Below are 226 nucleotides of genomic sequence, written 5' to 3'. Positions count from 1 at the left end.
CCAGCCTTATGCCATCTAACCCATGTCTGAAATTGTGTCTTATTATTAATATTCAATTTCTGCATGATCTCTTTCATAGGCACGCCTGCCAATCTCATGTCTACAGCCTTCTGTTTCACTTCAACCGGATAACTCACTCTTGTCCCCATAGAAAAAACACCTCCAAGTCTAATTTCGGATAACAATCATCCGTTTTCAAACTTGAAGGTGTTTTTTATTTGTCTCA

At 38.5% G+C, this 226-nt stretch carries 1 protein-coding gene; it reads right to left on the bottom strand.

Going from position 1 to position 226, the window contains the following annotated elements:
- The coding region (locus Q3W56_RS20925; RefSeq protein WP_368045788.1) for a helix-turn-helix domain-containing protein at positions 1 to 149 on the bottom strand (149 nt) is incomplete at its 3' end.
- Between the last annotated feature and the right edge of the window lie 77 nt (positions 150 to 226).

This window comes from Bacillus sp. C28GYM-DRY-1, from assembly GCF_030519405.1.
Taxonomy (GTDB): domain Bacteria; phylum Bacillota; class Bacilli; order Bacillales; family Bacillaceae; genus Bacillus; species Bacillus spizizenii_A.
Note: the sequence above shows the minus strand (reverse complement) of the source record. Positions and strands in the feature narration are given on the sequence as shown.